This window comes from Nocardioides sp., assembly GCF_051876515.1.
In the GTDB taxonomy this organism is placed as follows: Bacteria; Actinomycetota; Actinomycetes; order Propionibacteriales; family Nocardioidaceae; genus Nocardioides.
The window spans coordinates 1-17,559 of the sequence record NZ_JBJEHY010000165.1; the positions used below are offsets into that span (position 1 = coordinate 1).

A 17,559-nucleotide genomic window follows, 5' to 3' on the forward strand; every position below is an offset into this window, starting at 1 on the left:
AAGACCGGCGCCAAGGTCACCGACATCACCAACATGACCATCTGGGGCAACCACTCGGCCACCCAGTACCCCGACCTGTTCAACGCCAAGGTCAACGGTCGCAACGCCGCGGAGCTGGTCAACGACCAGGCCTGGCTGGAGAACGACTTCATCCCGACCGTGGCCAAGCGCGGCGCCGCCATCATCGACGCCCGCGGCTCGTCCTCGGCCGCCTCGGCCGCGTCGGCCACCATCGACGCCGCCCGCGACTGGCTGTTCGGCTCCGCCGAGAACGACTGGGTCTCGATGGCCGTCAAGTCCAACGGTGAGTACGGCGTGCAGGAGGGTCTCATCTCCTCCTTCCCCGTCACCACCTCCGGCGGCGACTGGAAGATCGTCGAGGGCCTCGAGGTCTCGGAGTTCTCGCAGTCCAAGATCGACGCCACCGTCGCCGAGCTCGCCGACGAGAAGGCTGCGGTCACGGAGCTCGGCCTGATCTGATCCGGCCCCCGTACGCCCAGGACCCCCGCACCGTCACGGTGCGGGGGTCCTGTCGCGTTCGGGACAGTACGGCGTACGTCGCTCGCTCGGGCCGGCTCAGGGCTGGTCGGGGATGGACCCGGCCAGGAAGACCATCAGCGCACCCAGGAGCGCCAGGACGCCGGCGTCGAACGGCTTGTTCCGTACGGCCAGCATCCCCGCGTCGCGCGGCTTGAGGGCCAGGCGCACCAGGGCGGCGAAGACCAGCGCCCCGCCGAACGTACGGATGCCGGTGCGCCACTGGCCGACCGCCACGAACACCAGGCCGGCGGTGACGACGCCGAGCACGAGCAGGTAGAACGCGCCTCCGATGGTGGACGGGTAGCGCCGCTCCTCCTCGACGCCCTCCCCCACGACCTCCGCGGCGTGCTCACCGTCGACGAGGGCCTCGGCCGAGACGGCCGGAACGTGCTCCGGCGGCACCAGGGTGCCCTCCAGCGTCGCACCGTCGGGGGCACCCCCGGGTCCGGCGTCGGGTTCCGTCTGCGGGGTCGCCGCGTCCTCGGGAGTGCTCACGCGCCTCAGCGTACGACCCGGCTCAGCGGAGGTTCGACTCGGCGATGGAGACGACGTTGGCCAGCAGCATCGCCCGGGTCATCGGGCCCACCCCGCCGGGGTTGGGCGACACGAAGCCCGCCACGTCCCACACGTCGTCGGCCACGTCACCGGCGATCTTGCCGTCGACCCGGCTCACGCCCACGTCGAGGACGGCCGCGCCCGGCTTGACCATGTCGGCGGTGATGATGCCCGGCACACCGGCCGCCGCGACGACGATGTCGGCCTGACGCACGTGCGCGGCCAGGTCGACGGTCCCGGTGTGGCACAGGGTGACCGTGGCGTTCTCGGAGCGGCGGGTGAGCAGCAGGCCCAGCGGACGGCCGACGGTGACGCCTCGGCCCACGACCACGACCTCGGCCCCGTTGATCTCCACGTCGTGGCGGCGCAGCAGCTCGACGATGCCGTACGGGGTGCACGGCAGCGGTGCGTCGGTGCCCAGCACGAGCCACCCGAGGTTGGTCGGGTGCAGGCCGTCGGCGTCCTTGGCGGGGTCGATCAGGCCGAGCACCTTGTTCTCGTCACGCCCCCGCGGCAGCGGCAGCTGCACGATGTACCCGGTGCAGGCCGGGTCGTCGTTGAGCTGGCGCACCGCGTCCTCGATCTCGGCCTGCGAGGCGGTCTCGGGCAGGTCGACGCGGATCGAGGAGATGCCCACCTCGGCGCAGTCCTTGTGCTTGCCGTTGACGTACCAGCGCGAGCCCGGGTCGTCGCCGACCAGGATCGTGCCGAGGCCGGGGACCACGCCCTTGTCGGCCAGGGCGGCGACCCGGCCGCGCAGCTCGTCCTTGATCGCGGCCGCGGTGGCGGACCCGTCCAGCTTTCGTGCAGTCATCAGTTGATCCTAGGGAAAGTCAGCGAGAGTCGTCGGGCGGGATGCCTCGCAAGGCCGACGAGGGAAGCGGGCCTTGGAGCGGAGCGACCCGCGACCGAGGAGAACGCCGCGAGGCGCCCGCCCGGCGGCTCTCGTCAGTGGAAGAAGTGGCGGGTGCCGGTGAAGTACATGGTCACGCCGGCCGCCTTGCACGCCTCGACGGTCAGCTCGTCGCGCACGGAGCCACCCGGCTGCACGATCGCCTTGACCCCGGCCTCGATGAGGATCTGCGGGCCGTCCTCGAACGGGAAGAAAGCGTCGGACGCTGCGACCGAACCGCGGGCACGCTCCTCGCCCTCGACCAGCGTGTTGGCGCGCTCGACGGCCAGCTTGCAGGAGTCGACGCGGTTGACCTGACCCATGCCGATGCCGACCGAGCCGCCGTCGCGGGCGAGCAGGATGGCGTTGGACTTGGCGGAGCGGACGGCCTTCCAGGCGAAGGCGAGCTCCGCGAGGGTCTCCTCGTCGGCGGGCTCACCGGTCGCGAGCGTCCAGGTGTCAGGCGAGTCTCCGCCACCGTCGACCACTGCGTCGACGTGGTCGACCGTCTGCATCAGCAGCCCGCCGGAGATCGGGCGGGTCTCGACGGGCGAGCCCGCGCCGGCACCTGCGACGAGGATGCGGATGTTCTTCTTGCCCTGCAGGACCTCCACCGCGCCGTCCTCGTAGCCCGGAGCCACGATGACCTCGGTGAAGACCTCGGCGACCTGCTTGGCCATCTCGACCGACACGGGGCGGTTGGACGCGATCACGCCGCCGAAGGCGGAGACCGGGTCACACTCGTGGGCGCGGCGGTGCGCCTCGGCGATGTCGGCGCCGACCGCGATGCCGCAGGGGTTCGCGTGCTTGATGATCGCCACGGCCGGCTCGGCGAAGTCGTTGGCCGCACGGCGGGCGGCGTCGGTGTCGACGTAGTTGTTGTACGACATCTCCTTGCCGTGCAGCTGCTCGGCCTGCGCGAGCCCGGCGGGGCCGAAGCCGTTGAGGTAGAGCGCCGCCTTCTGGTGCGGGTTCTCGCCGTAGCGCAGGACGGCGGCCTTGTCGTACGTGCCGCCGATCCAGGCCGGGAAGCCGGTCGAGACGCCCTCGGCGTCCACGGAGGAGTCGGTGAGCACCGAGCCCATCCACGAGGCGACGTGCACGTCGTAGGAGGCGGTGTGGACGAACGCCTTGGCGGCCAGGGCCTTGCGCTCGGCGTACGTGAACCCGTCGCCCTGCGCAGCCTCCAGGGCCTTGGCGTAGTCGGCGCCGTCGGTGACGATCGCGACGCTGGGGTGGTTCTTGGCGGCGGCGCGGACCATCGAGGGGCCGCCGATGTCGATCTTCTCGATGATCTCCTCGACCGTGCCGCCGGCGGCGACGGTCGCGGCGAACGGGTAGAGGTTCACCACGACGAGGTCGAACGGCTCGACGCCGAGGTCGGCCAGCTGCTGCTCGTGGTCGGCCAGTCGGCGGTCGGCGAGGATGCCGGCGTGCACGCGCGGGTGCAGCGTCTTGACCCGGCCGTCGAGGCACTCGGGGAAGCCGGTGAGGTCCTCCACCTTGGTGACGGGCAGACCGAGGGACTCGATGAGCGCCGCCGAGCCGCCCGTGGAGACGAGCTCCACGCCCGCCGCAGCGAGGCCCTTCACCAGGTCGTCGAGACCGGTCTTGTCGAAGACGCTGACGAGCGCCCGCTTGATCGCGATCGTGTCCTGCTGGCCTGCCATGAGAGTTCTCCTCAGTCACAATTCGGTTCGAATTCGACGAGGGCACCCAGGCGGACGATGCCGGCTCACTCACTCCCCGGTGGTTGCCCACCTGCGCCAGTCGTGTGACGCCATCCTACGGGCGTCAGGCGCCGAAACGCACGTCGCGGCCCGTGACGCTGATCCCTTCGCGGGCGATCCGGCCCACGTTGTCCACCAGCATGGCGCGCTCGGCGACCTTGATCCGCTCGTGCAGCGTCTCGACGTCGTCGTCGGGCTCGACCCGCACGACGACCTGGTCGATGATCGCGCCGGTGTCGACCCCGGCGTCCACGACGAACAGCGTGGCGCCGGTGACCTTCACCCCGTACGCCAGGGCGTCGGCAGGACCGTGCATGCCCGGGAACGACGGGCTCAGCGCGGGGTGGGTGTTGACGGTGAGGAACCGCTCCAGGAACGCCGGCGAGACGAGCTTCATGAACCCGGCCAGGACGACCAGGTCCGGCTCGAACCCCTCGACAGCGCGGCGCAGCGAGGTGTCCCAGGCGTCACGGTCGGCGAAGTGCTTGACCTGCTTGACGAAGGTCGGGATCCCCGCGCGGTCCGCCCGGGCCAGCCCCTCGATCCCGTCACGGTCGGCGCCGACGGCCACGATCTGCAGGCCGTACGACTCGTCGGCCGAGGCGTCGATGAGCGCCTGCAGGTTCGTCCCGGAACCGGAGACGAGGACAACGGCGCGCGCGGGGGTACGAGGCTTCGACACGCTCCTGAGTCTAGGAGCCCTCGCCGTCGGCGGCAGGAGTGGCCCCGGGCTCGGGCACCGGTCGGTACGGCTCGTGGTGCTCGGCACCGTCGGGCTCCGTGCGGAACCGTCCCTGGCGCGCCGCCACGGCCAGCGCGCCGACCAGGCCGCCCGCGCCGAAGGACGCGAGCGCGTGGGCCAGCACCTCGACCGCGGGCGCCCCCACGTCGGCCATCAGTCCGGGACCGGCGGCGCCACCCGACACCGCCACCAGCAGCGCCACCGCGAAGGCGGCCAGCAGGCCTCCCCCGGCACCGGCCAGCAGGGTGTGGTCCCAGCGCAGCGGCAGCCCGCGCGCCAGGGAGCGGTACGCGGCGAGTGCTGCCACCAACCCCGGCACGACGGTGAGCACCGAGAACCAGACGGGAGGGACACCGGGTCCGGGCAGCGCGGCCAGGAGCGGGAACAGCGGCATGGGACCGAGCACGGTGCCGGCCAGGGTCACGACGTTGCCGGTCCCGACGGTGAAGCCCGGCCCGAAGAGGAAGGAGGCGGTGAACCCGGCGGCGTTGGGCACGTACGCGGCGGAGACGAGGCCGTACAGGGTCGCCTCGCCGGCCGAGGTGTGCAGGGTGGAGAAGATGGTCGCCGCGTCGTCCAGGTGCAGCGCCAGGGCGCCCAGGAACACGGCGAGGCAGGTCAGGGCGAAGGCCACGACCACCGAGCGGGCCACGGCCAGCCCCTGCACGACCGGCGCCGGCAGCGCCGAGGCCCAGATCGCGGCCCGTCCGGACCCGATCGCGATCGCGGGCAGCGCCACGACGGACCCGAGTGCCAGCGACCACCCGGCCACGCGGCCCAGCGAGACGCCGACGGAGGTGGCGGACGCGACGGTCGCCGTCACGAGGGCGACCAGGAGGTACGTCCCGACGAACCAGGCGGTGGCCGCCGGAACGGTCCAGTCGCGCTCGCCATCGGCCAACCGGTGGGCGTCCGGACCGCAGCTCGAGACGCCCTCCCCGACCCGGGACGCGGTGCGCCACACGGTCCAGGCGACGCAGGCGGTCAGCCCCAGCGGCACGATCGTCACGGTGGTTCCGGAGACGCTCAGTCCGGAGCCGTGGGCCGCCAGCCACGCCAGGGCGCCGACCCGCATGCCGTCGCGGGGGGCTCCGTGCACGCCGCTGTCACTCAGGAACCAGCCGACCACCCCGACGGCGAGCAGCACCACGAGGGGGCCCAGTGCGGCGGTCAGGGCGCCGAGCGTCGAGGTCAGCACGAGGGAGCGGGGAGCCGTCCGGGGCGTGGCACCGGAGGCCCCGGGGACCGACGTCCTGGGACGGCGGACGGGACGGGCAGCAGACGAGGAGGCCATGACCGGGCCATCATCACCCGCTGCGGCGGCCGTACGGTGCTCCCACGCCGCAGCACCTGGCCTGCTGCGGGCCCGGCCACACGGACCGGCTCCCCGAAGGGATGTGCACCCTCAGGCCGGCTCCCGTACGGTGGCACGGTCATGAGCAGAGCAGAAGAGTTCGACGCGTTCTACGTCGAGACCCGCGACCAACTCCTGCTCGAGACCTACGCGATCTCGGGCGACCTGTCCGCGTCCCGTGCGGCGGTGCGCGACGCGTACGCGGTCGCCTGGCAGCGGTGGGCCAAGGTCTCGCGGCTCACCGAGCGCGAGGGCTGGCTGCGCCCGCTGGCGTACCGCCGGGCCCAGCGCCGCCACAGCGCCAAGGTGTGGCAGCGCCACCGCAGCCTCGACGACGGCGGGCGGGCGACGCTCGACGCCCTCGCCGGGATCAAGCGGGCCCAGCGCCAGGTCCTCGTGCTCGCCCACCTGGCGCCGGTGACCACCGAGCAGCTGATCCGCACCGTCGGGCGGCCGCTGAACGTCGTCGAGCGCGACCTCGCGACGGCGACCACGGCGTTCGCCACGGCACGCGACATCGACGACGACCTGGTCGGCGAGGCGCTCGAGGAGCTGCGTCCGCTGGTCGACAGGATCCGGTGGCCCCAGGCGGGTGTCGTACGCCGCCAAGGCGCCACCCGCCGCCGCGTCCTGACCGTCGCGGCCGTCGCCGCCACGGCCGGTGCGATGGTCCTCTCTGGCACGGCACTGAGCCAGGGCGAGAACGCCTCCGCCGTGAGCCTGCACGAGGAGTCCGTGCTGCCGCCGGTGAGCCTGCGCCCCGTCGCGGAGGGCACCGCCCCCGTCGCCGACGAGTCGGTGCTGCTGAGCCTCGACCAGGCCACGCGCACCTCCCCCCGCCTCGAGTGGAGCGAGACGGCCACCACCGGTGCCGAGAACGCTCCCCCGCTGGCGTGTGAGGCCGCCCCGGTGGCCGAGCTCGGTACGCCCGCGCAGGTCCGCTCGTTCACCGGCACGTCGACGAAGGGCGGCAGGTCCAAGGACACCGCCACCCTCACGCAGGCGGTGCTCACCGCCGCCGACGCAGAGGCGTCCGAGGCGACGCACGCCACGGTGCTGGGGTGGTTCACGCGCTGCTCCGAGATGCGCAGCCAGCTGCTGACCACCTCCGAGCTCGACTCCGTGGGCGACGAGGCCCACGTGTTCACCCTGCGCACCTGGACCAACCGGCCCGCCGACCTCACCCTCGCCGTGGCGCGCAGCGGCTCCCTCACGTACGCGCTGACCTGGTCGAGCTCGGCCGGCGCCCTGGACGCGACCGACGCCGCGCGCCTGCTCAGCGTCGCCGTCAACAAGGGTTGCACCCTCGAGGGTGCCGGCGCCTGCGCGGGTGCGCCCGAGCCGAAGCGCACCGCTCCCCTCCCGATCGGCGAGCCGCCCGGCCTGCTGTCGGTGGTGGACCTGCCGCCCGTGAGTCGCGTCAAGGGCCCGTGGGTGGGCACCGAGGTATCGAAGCCGGGCGACGACAACGCCGCCGCGACCCCGTGCGACAAGACCCGCTTCAACGGCAGGTCGCTGCGCTCGCCTCTGGGCCGTACGTTCCTGTTCCCCGAGACGCCGCGCACCGACGCGCTCGGGCTGGGCCAGTCGACGGCCCTGACGAGCAGGAAGGGCGCCCAGGCGTTCGTCGACGGCGTGCGCAAGCGGATCCGGTCGTGCGCCGACGGGTACGGCAAGGAGGTCGCCGTCCTCACGGAGCGCGACCGCGGCGACTCGGCCGTCACGATGTGGCGCATCCGCATGGAACTCAACTCCGGCGGCACGGCCACCTTCCACACCGCGATCATGCGCCGCGGCAACGCGGTCTCGCAGGTCACCTTCTCCGCGGCGAAGGACATGACGATGACCTCGGGCGACTTCGAGGCCCTGGTCGAGCGCGCCATGGAGCGCATGCAGAACCTGCCTGGCTACAAGGCCTGAGCACAGCACGACGCCCCGCCGGCCTGGGGCCGACGGGGCGTCGTGGTGGTTCAGCTGGTCGGCCGGGGCCGACCGGGGCACTCGATCAGGCGAGGCCCTTCATGATCTCGCGCATGAGCTCCGCGGTCTCGGACGGCGTCTTGCCGACCTTGACGCCGGCGGCCTCGAGGGCCTCCTTCTTGGCGGCAGCGGTGCCCGAGGAGCCCGAGACGATGGCGCCGGCGTGGCCCATGGTCTTGCCCTCCGGGGCGGTGAAGCCCGCGACGTAGCCGACGACCGGCTTGGTCACGTTCTCCTTGATGTACGCGGCGGCGCGCTCCTCGGCGTCGCCGCCGATCTCGCCGATCATCACGATCGCCTTGGTCTCCGGGTCGTTCTCGAAGGCCTCGAGGGCGTCGATGTGCGTGGTGCCGATGATCGGGTCTCCACCGATGCCGATGGCGGTGGTGAAGCCGAAGTCACGCAGCTCGTACATCATCTGGTAGGTCAGGGTGCCCGACTTGGAGACCAGACCGATGGGGCCCTTGCCCGCGATGGTGTGCGGGGTGATGCCGGCCAGCGACTCGCCGGGGCTGATGATGCCCGGGCAGTTGGGGCCGATCATGCGGGTCTTCTTGCCGTCGAGGTACGCGAAGACCTCGGCGGTGTCCTGGACCGGCACGCCCTCGGTGATGACCACCAGGAGCGGGATCTCGGCGTCGATGGCCTCGATGCAGGCGTCCTTGGTGAACGCCGGCGGGACGAAGGCGACCGAGACGTCGGCGCCGGTCTTCTCCATGGCCTCGGCGACGCTGCCGAAGACCGGCAGCTCCTTGCCGTTGAGCTCGACGGTGGTGCCGGCCTTGCGGGCGTTGACACCGCCGACGATGTTGGCGTCGGCCTGGAGCATCAGGTCGGTGTGCTTGGAGCCCATCCCGCCCGTGATGCCCTGGACGATGATCTTGGAGTCCTTGTTCAGGTAGATCGTCATTGTTCTAGTTCCTCTCGTCTCTCTACCTGATCAGGCGTTCGCCAGCTCGGCGGCCTTGTCGGCCGCACCGTCCATGGTGTCGACCTGCGTCACGAGCGGGTGGTTCAGCTCGTTGAGGATCGCGCGACCCTGCTCGACGTTGTTGCCGTCGAGGCGGACGACGAGCGGCTTGGTGGCGTTGTCGCCGAGGATCTCCAGGGCACCCTTGATGCCGTTGGCGACCTCGTCGCACGCGGTGATGCCACCGAAGACGTTGACGAACACGCTCTTGACCTGCGGGTCGTTGAGGATGACGTCGAGGCCGTTGGCCATGACGGTGGCGTTGGCGCCGCCGCCGATGTCCAGGAAGTTGGCCGGCTTCACGCCGCCGTGGTTCTCACCGGCGTACGCGACGACGTCGAGGGTCGACATGACCAGACCCGCGCCGTTGCCGATGATGCCGACCTGGCCGTCGAGCTTGACGTAGTTGAGGCCCTTGTCCTTGGCCTTCGCCTCGAGCGGGTCGGCCTCCTCGCGGATCTCGAAGTCCGCGTGGTGGGGGTGACGGAACTCGGAAGCGTTCTCGTCGAGCGACACCTTGCCGTCGAGGGCCTCGAGCTTGTCGCCCTCGAGGCGGGCCAGCGGGTTGACCTCGACGAGGGTGGCGTCCTCCTCGACGTACACCTTCCACAGCTTCTGGACCATCTCGATGGCCTGGTCGCGCAGCGCGGCGGGGAACTTGGCCTCGTCCACGATGGCGGCGGCCTTCTCCGGGGTCACACCCTCGATCGCGTTGATCGGGATCTGGCGCACGGCCTCGGGGTTGGTCTTGGCGACCTCCTCGATCTCCACACCACCCTCGACGGACGCGATGCACAGGTGCGAGCGGTTGGCACGGTCCAGCAGGAAGGAGAAGTAGTACTCCTCCACCGGCGGGGTCGCCGGGGTGACCAGGACACGGTTGACCGTGAGGCCCTTGATCTCCATGCCGAGGATGTTGCTGGCGTACTCGTACGCCTCGTCAGCCGTCTTGGCGATCTTGACGCCGCCGGCCTTGCCGCGGCCGCCAGCCTTGACCTGAGCCTTGATGACGGTCACGCCACCGATCTGCTCAGCGGCCGCCTTGGCCTCCTCGGCGGTCTCGACGACCACACCGAGGGTGGTGGCCACGCCGTGCTTGGCGAAGAGTTCCTTCGCCTGGTACTCCATCAGGTCCACGATCCCAGTCCTTACGTCTCGACACAGTGCGGGGATTCCAAATGGGCACCCTATTCCTGTTGGGGCCGTCACACCGAGTCGGGCGGGAGTGGCAGTCGTCACGCTACTGGCGGGTCACTTTTCTCCTGTCCCACTGGTCACAACCTTCGGCCCGATCCACGCTCAGTTCTCCACCAATGGTCAGAACCGGCCTTGCCAGCGCCCCCGGGTCCACTACGGTGTACCCGGCACCTCGGTGGCAGCGGACCCCTCCCCTGGGGGCCGACGCGATTTCATCGGCCGTTACCGCTCCGTTAGGGTTGCCACCGCTTCACCCCGGTCTGCCCCCGACAGACCACTCCCCCTGACCCCTGCAGATTGGTATCCCCATGGGCAACCACCGAGCGGAACGCGGCCCCCGCCGCAGCACCTCGGCAGCCTCACCGGTGGCCACTCGAACCCCCTCCTCCGCTGGCAAGCGCCGCGCGGAGACCCCCTCCCGGAGCCCCCTCGCGGCGGTTCTGCCCGCCGCGCCCCTGGTGGCCGGCGTCACGGTCCTGGCCGTCTCCGCCGGCGGCGCCGTCGCCTTCGCCGACGCTGACCTGACGAGCACCTCCCCCGCCGCGGCCAACGGCATCTCCGCCGACGCCGCCGCGAGCGCCCAGAGCCTCCTGGCCAGCCGCGGAGACGTGGTCAGCCGCAGCAAGACGGTCACCGACGTCACGGACGAGGACCTGCTCGCCCTCGCGGAGGAGCAGGCCGCCGAGCGCTCCGCCGCGCTGCAGCAGGTGAGCCAGTCCGCCGACAAGCGTGCGGCTGTCATCGAGGAGAACCGCTGGTTCCTCCCGCTCGCGTCGTACCGCCTGAGCGCCACCTTCGGCCAGTCGAGCTACCTGTGGTCCTCGGTCCACACCGGCCTCGACTTCGCCACGGCCGCCGGCACCCCGATCATGGCGGTCGCCAACGGCACGATCACCGAGACCGGCTTCGACGGCGCGTACGGCAACAAGACCGTGCTGACGCTCGACGACGGCACCGAGATCTGGTTCTGCCACCAGACGTCGTTCCTCGTCTCCGTCGGCGACCGCGTCACCGGTGGCGAGGTCATCGGCACCGTGGGCTCGACCGGCAACTCCACGGGCAACCACCTCCACCTCGAGGTCCGCCCCGGCGGCGGCGACCCGGTCAACCCGTACACCGCTCTCATCGAGCACGGCGTGCAGCCCTGATCCACCGCTTTCCACGAAGGCCCCGAGCGATCCGCTCGGGGCCTTCGTCGTACGTGGGGGGTGCGCAGCGCGGCACGTCGGCGCCTGCGTCATCCGAACCCGCCCTGGCTGGGCTTGCGTCATCCGAACCCGCCCTCCCGCGGCCCGCGTCATCCGGACCCGTGCTCCCGCGGTCTGCGTCATCCGGACCCGTGCTCCCGCCGCCCTGCGTCATCCGAACCAGCACCAATAGGTGCCGGTCCGCATGACAGGAGGCCAAGCCAGCGCGCGTACGCATGACGCAGGGCCCACCGCAGCACGTACGCATGACGCAAGCCCGGCAGACGCCCGTGCGCATGACGCAGGGCCCGCAGGGACGCGTTCGTATGACGCACCTCTCCCCCGGCCGGTCCCGCTGACCGGCAAAGGGGGGATGACCTCAGAGCTTCTCGACGGGCGCGTAGCGCAGCAGCAGGCGCTTGACGCCCTGGGAACCGAAGTCGATCGAGGCCACCGACTTCTCCGCAGCGCCCTCGACGCCGACCACCGTTCCCATCCCGAATGAGTCGTGGACGACGCGGTCGCCGGGCTCCAGCGACGGGATCGGACGCGACGTCTTCGCCTTGGAGGCAGCGTCCGCGCGCAGCGCCTGGGAGGTGAAGTTGCGCCGCCCGGCCGCCGTCGGCGTCCCCGACCCGAAGGTCGCCGAGCCGCCGTACGACGAGCCGTAGGACGAACCGCCGGACTGGTCGGGACGTCCCCACCGGGTCTGCTCCGCGGCCGTACGTCGCCAGTCGACCAGGTCGACGGGCAGCTCGTCGAGGAAGCGCGAGGCCGGGTTGTGCGACGGGGCACCCCACGCCGAACGGACCATCGCCCGCGAGACGTGGAGCCGCTGGCGGGCCCGGGTCAGCCCGACGTACGCCAGGCGCCGCTCCTCCTCCAGCTCCGGCTGGTCTCCCAGCGAGCGCTGGTGCGGGAAGACCCCGTCCTCCATGCCGGTGAGGAAGACGACAGGGAACTCCAGCCCCTTGGCCGTGTGCAGCGTCATCAGGGTGACGACACCCTGGTCGTCGTCGTCGTCATCGGGGATCTGGTCGGAGTCGGCCACCAGCGCCACCCGCTCCAGGAAGTCGCGCAGGCCGGGGACGACGGTCCCCTCCTCCACCTCTGCCGGGTCGGCCGAGGGTCCCGCCTGCGGGTTCTCCGCGAACTCACGGGCCACTGCCACCAGCTCGGCCAGGTTCTCGACCCGGGTGTCGTCCTGCGGGTCGTCGCTCTCCTCGAGCTCGGCGAGGTAGCCCGACCGGTCGAGCACCGCCTCAAGGATCACGTCGGGGCGCTCGTCGGCGTCGACCATCGACTGCAGCTCGGTCATGGTCCCCACGAACGCCTGGATGTTCTTCAGCGAGCGCGTCGCCAGGCCCGGGGCGTGCTCGGCGCGGGTCAGCGCCTCCCAGAACGTGATCCGCTCCCGCTCGGCGTACGCGGAGACGCACGCCTCGGCCCGCTCGCCGATGCCGCGCTTGGGGGTGTTGAGGACGCGGCGCACCGAGATCTCGTCGGCCGTGTTGACCAGGGCCCGCAGGTACGCCAGCGCGTCGCGCACCTCGCGCCGCTCGTAGAAGCGCACCCCGCCCACGACCTTGTACGGCTGGCCGGTGCGGATGAACACCTCCTCGAAGACGCGCGACTGCGAGTTGGTGCGGTAGAAGACGGCCACGTCGCCGGGGCGTACGGAGTCGGAGTCGGCGAGCTTGTCGATCTCCTCGCTGACGAACCGCGCCTCGTCGTGCTCGGTGTCGGCGACGTACCCCACGATCTTGGGGCCGTCGCCGGCGTCGGACCACAGCCGCTTGGGCTTGCGGCCCTTGTTGTTGCCGATCACGGAGTTGGCAGCGGTGAGGATCGTCTGGGTGGAGCGGTAGTTCTGCTCCAGCAGGATCGTGGCCGCGTCGGGGAAGTCCTGCTCGAAGTCGAGGATGTTGCGGATGTTGGCGCCGCGGAAGGCGTAGATCGACTGGTCGGCGTCACCGACCACCATCAGCTCGCTCGGCTCGCTCAGGTGGTCGCCGTGCTCCTCCAGCGAGCGGCCGCACAGCTGGTGGATGAGCGAGTACTGCGCGTGGTTGGTGTCCTGGTACTCGTCGACCAGCACGTGGCGGAAGCGCCGGCGGTAGTTGTCGAGCACGTCCGGGTACGTCTGGAACAGGTGGACCGTGGTCATGATGAGGTCGTCGAAGTCCAGGGCGTTCGCGTCGCGCAGCCGGCGCTGGTACTCCTTGTACGCGGCGGCGTACGCCTCCTCGAAACGGTTGGAGACGTCCTTGGTGGCCGCCTCGACGTCGTTGAGCTCGTTCTTGTGGTTGGAGATCCAGTTGAGCACCGCGCCGGGCTGGTACTTCTTGGGGTCGAGCTCGAGGTCGCGCAGGACCAGCGTCATCAGCCGCTTGGAGTCGGCGGCGTCGTAGATGGAGAAGTTGGAGGAGAAGCCGAGGCGGTCGATCTCCTTGCGCAGGATCCGCACGCAGGCGGAGTGGAACGTCGAGACCCACATGATCCGGGCGCGGCGGCCGACCAGGTCCTCGACCCGCTCCTTCATCTCGGCGGCGGCCTTGTTGGTGAAGGTGATCGCCAGGATCGACCCCGGGTGCGCCTTGCGCTCGCTGATCAGCCACGCGATGCGCCGGGTCAGCACGCGCGTCTTGCCCGACCCTGCCCCGGCCACCACCAGCAGCGGCGGGCCGGCGTGGACGACGGCGGCCGCCTGCGGCTCGTTGAGCCCCTCCAGCAGCTCCTCGCGCGTGGGACCCGGACGACGCGGGGCCTGCGACGGGGTCGACGCGGAGGCGCGCGCGCCGGGGGTGGGCTCGTGGGAGTCGGCGAAACCGGGGACCGGGAACAGGGTGCTCATGTCAGGCCCGAGCCTACGGCCCTCGTACGACAACCACGGCACGCGCTCGCCTGCCGCCGCACACCCCGCCGCCGGGCTAGGTTGGACCGGTGACCCCACCTGACGAGACCGGTCCCCCGGTCATCTCCACCGGTGAGCTGACGATGCGCTTCGGGTCGGTCACCGCGCTGTCGTCGCTCGACCTGACCATCGGCCCCGGCGTCACCGGGCTGGTCGGCGCCAACGGGGCCGGCAAGTCGACCCTCATCAAGATCCTGCTGGGCCTGCAGACCCCCACGTCGGGCCGCGCGGCCGTCCTGGGCCACGACGTGGCCACCGCCTCCCACGAGATCAGGCGCCGGGTGGGGTACATGCCCGAGCACGACTGCCTGCCGCCCGACGTCAACGCCAGCGAGTTCGTGGTCCACCTGGCCCGCATGTCCGGTCTGCCGCAGTCCGCCGCCCGTGAACGGGCCGCCGACGTGCTCCGCCAGGTCGGGCTCGACGAGGAGCGCTACCGACCGCTCGGCGGCTACTCCACCGGCATGAAGCAGCGGGCCAAGCTCGCCCAGGCGCTCGTCCACGACCCCGACCTGGTCTTCCTCGACGAGCCCACCAACGGCCTCGACCCGGCCTCGCGCGTCGACATGCTCCGGCTCGTGCGCCGCATCGGCACCGAGTTCGACATCCCCGTGCTGGTCACCTCCCACCTGCTCGGCGAGCTGGAGAAGGTCAGCGACCACGTCGTCGTCCTCGACGCTGGCCACCTGCTGCGCTCCTCGGCGACCAGCGACTTCCTCGACGTCACCGGCGCCATGCTGGTCGAGGTCCTCGGCGGCGACGCCGGGCGCGACCGCCTCGGGCACGCGCTCGCCGCCGCCGGCCTCACCTGCCACCCGCGCGGCCCGATGGTCACCGTCGACCCGCCTCCGCCCGGGATCGACGTGCACCGGGTGGTCCGCGACCTGGCGGCCGACCTGGGGCTGGCCCTCGTACGGCTGCAACCCGACCAGGGGCACCTCGAGGACATCTTCACCGCCCCCGGCGCCCGAGGAGGTGAGCGCCGTGGCTGAGACGCCCCGCACCGGAGTGATCCACGACATCGGCTACCGGCACTACGACGGCCCGCGCGAGTCCGACGCCGCCATCGCCCGCTCCCTGTTCGTGACCGGGCTCAAGCACACGTACGGGCTGGGCCGCTCCGGCCGGTCGAAGATCCTGCCCGGCATCCTGCTGGGCGCCATGCTGCTCCCGGTGGCGATCCTGGTCGGCGTCATGGCGATCATCGGGCTCGACGAGCCGCCGGTGACGTACGCCGGACTGACCAACCAGACGCAGCTGCTGGTCACCGTCTTCATGGCCGCCCAGGCCCCCGCCCTGTTCTCCCGCGACCTGCGGCACCGCACCATCGTGCTGTACATGGCCCGGCCGCTGAGCTCGGGCACCTTCGTGCTGTGCCGGTGGCTGTCGCTGGTCGCCTCGGGGCTGGTGCTCGTGGTCGGACCCAACCTGGTCTACCTGCTGGGCGCCCTGCTCAGCGGCGCTGACGCGGGCGAGCAGGTCGAGTCGTTCGCCCGCTCGCTGCCGACCAGCCTGCTGGCCTGCGTCCTGCTCGCCTCCCTGACGGGTCTGGTCTCCTCGCTGGCGCTGCGCCGCGGGTTCGCGGTGGTGGGGTCGGTCCTGGTGCTGGCGGTGAGCGACTTCATCGTCACCCCGCTGCAGTGGATCGCCGCCGACAGCGGCAACGACACGGTCGGCACGTGGCTGGGCCTGTTCTCACCGTGGCGGATCGTCAACGGGCTCGCCGACGCCTTCGACGCCGGCGTGAGCACCATGCCACCGCCCGAGGGCACCGGCATGGTCACCGTGTACGTCGTGGTGGCCCTGGCCGTCTCCGCGCTGTGCCTGCTGGCGCTGCGGGTCCGCTTCGCGAAGGCAGGTCGACGATGAGCGAGCTGGTCCTGTCCCACGTCTCCCGGTGGTTCGGCAACGTGGTGGCCGTCAACGACGTGACGATGACGATCGGTCCCGGCGTCACCGGGCTGCTCGGTCCCAACGGCGCCGGCAAGACGACCCTGATGTCGATGATGTCGGGCTTCCTGGCGCCCTCAGCGGGCACGGTCGAGCTGGACGGTGCGGCCGTGTGGCGCAACACCGAGACGTACCGCCGCCTCGGGCTGGTGCCCGAGCGTGAGATCAGCTTCGGCTACCTCACCGGCCGCCAGTTCATCCGCGCCAACGCCGACCTGCACCGGCTCCCCGACGCCTCCGCCGCGACCGAGCGGGTCCTGGAGCGGGTCGACATGGTCGAGCCGGCCGGGCGCAAGATCGACACCTACTCCAAGGGGATGCGCCAGCGCGTCAAGATCGCGGCGGCACTGGTCCACGACCCCGACGTGCTGCTGCTCGACGAGCCGTTCAACGGCGTCGACCCGCGCCAGCGGATGCAGCTGATGGACCTGCTGCGCACCATGGGCGACGAGGGCCGCACCATCCTGTTCAGCTCGCACATCCTCGAGGAGGTCGAGCGGCTCGCCCGGCACATCGAGGTCGTCGTCTCCGGGCGCCATGCGGCCTCGGGCGACTTCGGCGCCATCCGTCGCCTCATGACCGACCGTCCCGTGCAGTACCACCTGCGCACCGACGACGACCGGCGGATGGCGGTCGCGCTGATGGCGCAGACCTCCGTCCGCGGGGTCACCTTCGGCCTGCGCGGCGGCCTCGACGTCGAGGTCTCCGACCTCGGGGCGTTCGCCCAGGGTCTGGCCGTGTGGGCCCGCCGCGACGACATCTCCCTGCTCGAGGTCTCGCCCAGCGACGAGTCGCTGGAGAGCGTCTTCTCCTACCTGGTGGCCCGATGATTCCCACGATCGCCAAGCTCGCCCTGCAGGCCACCGTCGGCCGGCGCCGGTTCTGGTTCCTGCTCGCCCTGCCCCTCATCCTGGTCGCCGTCACCGTGCTGATCCGGGTCTTCACCGACGACCCCGAGCTGGCCTGGAACAACCTGCGCGACCTCGGTCCCCCGCTGCTCGTGCCCCTGATGGCGCTCATCGCGGCCTCGTCCGTGCTGGGGCCCGAGATGGACGACGGCTCGGTGGTCTACCTGCTGGCCAAGCCGGTCAACCGGTACGCGGTCGCCTTCAGCAAGTACGTCGTCGCGCTGGCCGTCACGCTCGTCCTGGGCACGCTGCCACTGCTGGTCGCCGGGATCGCGGTGCGCCCCGACGCGGTGCCGGAGTCCCTGGCCCTGTGGGTGGGCTGCGCGATCGGCGCAGCCGCGTACACGGCGCTGTTCCTGGCCCTGAGCGCCTCGTGGCGCCACGCGGTCGTGGTCGGGGTGCTGTTCATCCTGATCTGGGAGTCGACGCTGGGCTCGATCCTCAGCGGTGTGGCCTGGCTCAGCGTCGCCCAGTGGGGCGCGCGGGTGACCGAGGCCCTCGAGCCGTCGCTGCCCGCGGCCGACATCCCGCTGTGGTGGGCCCTGGCCGGCGCGATGGCCCTCACCGTCGGTGGCGTGTGGTGGGCGGGCGAGCGGCTGCGCTCGTTCACCCCGTCCGGCACCGAGTGACCCCGGACGCA

The 17,559-nt window shown here is 71.4% G+C and carries 14 protein-coding genes, 1 pseudogene and 1 riboswitch; of the genes and pseudogenes, 7 read left to right on the forward strand and 8 right to left on the reverse strand.

Annotated elements, in window-relative coordinates; all coding sequences use genetic code 11:
* Positions 1-480, forward strand: a pseudogene (locus tag ACI379_RS12515) (malate dehydrogenase); the annotation flags it as partial.
* 96 nt (positions 481-576) lie between these two features.
* Here ACI379_RS12515 and ACI379_RS12520 read toward each other — a convergent pair.
* From ACI379_RS12520 to ACI379_RS12540, 5 genes are all read right to left on the reverse strand, one after another.
* Positions 577-1,035, reverse strand: a complete 459-nt coding sequence (locus tag ACI379_RS12520) for a DUF3017 domain-containing protein (RefSeq protein WP_439792423.1) — start codon at positions 1,033-1,035, stop codon at positions 577-579.
* A 22-nt stretch (positions 1,036-1,057) separates the two neighbouring features.
* On the reverse strand, positions 1,058-1,909 hold the full coding sequence (locus ACI379_RS12525; RefSeq protein WP_439792424.1) for a bifunctional methylenetetrahydrofolate dehydrogenase/methenyltetrahydrofolate cyclohydrolase: 852 nt from the start codon (positions 1,907-1,909) through the stop codon (positions 1,058-1,060).
* 134 nt (positions 1,910-2,043) lie between these two features.
* Positions 2,044-3,657, reverse strand: coding sequence for a bifunctional phosphoribosylaminoimidazolecarboxamide formyltransferase/IMP cyclohydrolase (purH, locus tag ACI379_RS12530; protein WP_439792425.1), 1,614 nt, complete (start codon positions 3,655-3,657; stop codon positions 2,044-2,046).
* A 37-nt stretch (positions 3,658-3,694) separates the two neighbouring features.
* Positions 3,695-3,771, reverse strand: a riboswitch (ZMP/ZTP riboswitch).
* 10 nt (positions 3,772-3,781) lie between these two features.
* The gene (purN, locus tag ACI379_RS12535) at positions 3,782-4,399 is read right to left on the reverse strand and encodes a phosphoribosylglycinamide formyltransferase (RefSeq protein ID WP_439792426.1); all 618 of its coding nucleotides are present in this window, start codon (positions 4,397-4,399) and stop codon (positions 3,782-3,784) included.
* 10 nt (positions 4,400-4,409) lie between these two features.
* The gene (locus ACI379_RS12540; RefSeq protein ID WP_439792427.1) at positions 4,410-5,753 is read right to left on the reverse strand and encodes a cell division protein PerM; all 1,344 of its coding nucleotides are present in this window, start codon (positions 5,751-5,753) and stop codon (positions 4,410-4,412) included.
* A gap of 141 nt (positions 5,754-5,894) precedes the next feature.
* On the opposite strand from ACI379_RS12540, the gene ACI379_RS12545 reads away from it, so the two are divergent.
* The gene (locus ACI379_RS12545) at positions 5,895-7,733 is read left to right on the forward strand and encodes a hypothetical protein (RefSeq protein ID WP_439792428.1); all 1,839 of its coding nucleotides are present in this window, start codon (positions 5,895-5,897) and stop codon (positions 7,731-7,733) included.
* An 85-nt stretch (positions 7,734-7,818) separates the two neighbouring features.
* On the opposite strand, the gene sucD is transcribed toward ACI379_RS12545, so the two are convergent.
* Both sucD and sucC read right to left on the reverse strand, forming a co-directional pair.
* On the reverse strand, positions 7,819-8,703 hold the full coding sequence (gene sucD, locus ACI379_RS12550) for a succinate--CoA ligase subunit alpha (protein WP_439792429.1): 885 nt from the start codon (positions 8,701-8,703) through the stop codon (positions 7,819-7,821).
* A gap of 30 nt (positions 8,704-8,733) precedes the next feature.
* Positions 8,734-9,900 (reverse strand): ADP-forming succinate--CoA ligase subunit beta, encoded by a 1,167-nt coding sequence (sucC, locus tag ACI379_RS12555; RefSeq protein ID WP_439792430.1) that lies wholly within the window; start codon positions 9,898-9,900, stop codon positions 8,734-8,736.
* A gap of 425 nt (positions 9,901-10,325) precedes the next feature.
* On the opposite strand from sucC, the gene ACI379_RS12560 reads away from it, so the two are divergent.
* Positions 10,326-11,108: a M23 family metallopeptidase gene (locus ACI379_RS12560; protein ID WP_439792431.1), complete on the forward strand. Its 783-nt coding sequence runs from the start codon at positions 10,326-10,328 to the stop codon at positions 11,106-11,108.
* A 418-nt stretch (positions 11,109-11,526) separates the two neighbouring features.
* On the opposite strand, the gene pcrA is transcribed toward ACI379_RS12560, so the two are convergent.
* Positions 11,527-14,001: a DNA helicase PcrA gene (gene pcrA, locus ACI379_RS12565; protein WP_439792432.1), complete on the reverse strand. Its 2,475-nt coding sequence runs from the start codon at positions 13,999-14,001 to the stop codon at positions 11,527-11,529.
* Positions 14,002-14,090: 89 nt separating this feature from the next.
* Between pcrA and ACI379_RS12570 the strand changes: the two genes are divergently transcribed.
* The 4 genes from ACI379_RS12570 to ACI379_RS12585 are packed head-to-tail and all read left to right on the forward strand — an operon-like array spanning position 14,091 to position 17,548.
* On the forward strand, positions 14,091-15,053 hold the full coding sequence (locus ACI379_RS12570) for an ABC transporter ATP-binding protein (RefSeq protein ID WP_439792433.1): 963 nt from the start codon (positions 14,091-14,093) through the stop codon (positions 15,051-15,053).
* Positions 15,046-15,930 carry an ABC transporter permease gene (locus tag ACI379_RS12575; protein ID WP_439792434.1) on the forward strand — a complete coding sequence of 295 codons (885 nt, stop codon included), beginning with the start codon at positions 15,046-15,048 and terminating at the stop codon, positions 15,928-15,930. The genes ACI379_RS12570 and ACI379_RS12575 overlap by 8 nt, the downstream gene beginning before the upstream one ends.
* On the forward strand, positions 15,927-16,841 hold the full coding sequence (locus tag ACI379_RS12580; RefSeq protein WP_439792435.1) for an ABC transporter ATP-binding protein: 915 nt from the start codon (positions 15,927-15,929) through the stop codon (positions 16,839-16,841). Before ACI379_RS12575 ends, ACI379_RS12580 begins: the two co-directional genes overlap by 4 nt.
* Positions 16,838-17,548, forward strand: coding sequence for an ABC transporter permease (locus ACI379_RS12585; RefSeq protein WP_439792436.1), 711 nt, complete (start codon positions 16,838-16,840; stop codon positions 17,546-17,548). Before ACI379_RS12580 ends, ACI379_RS12585 begins: the two co-directional genes overlap by 4 nt.
* Positions 17,549-17,559 lie beyond the last annotated feature (11 nt).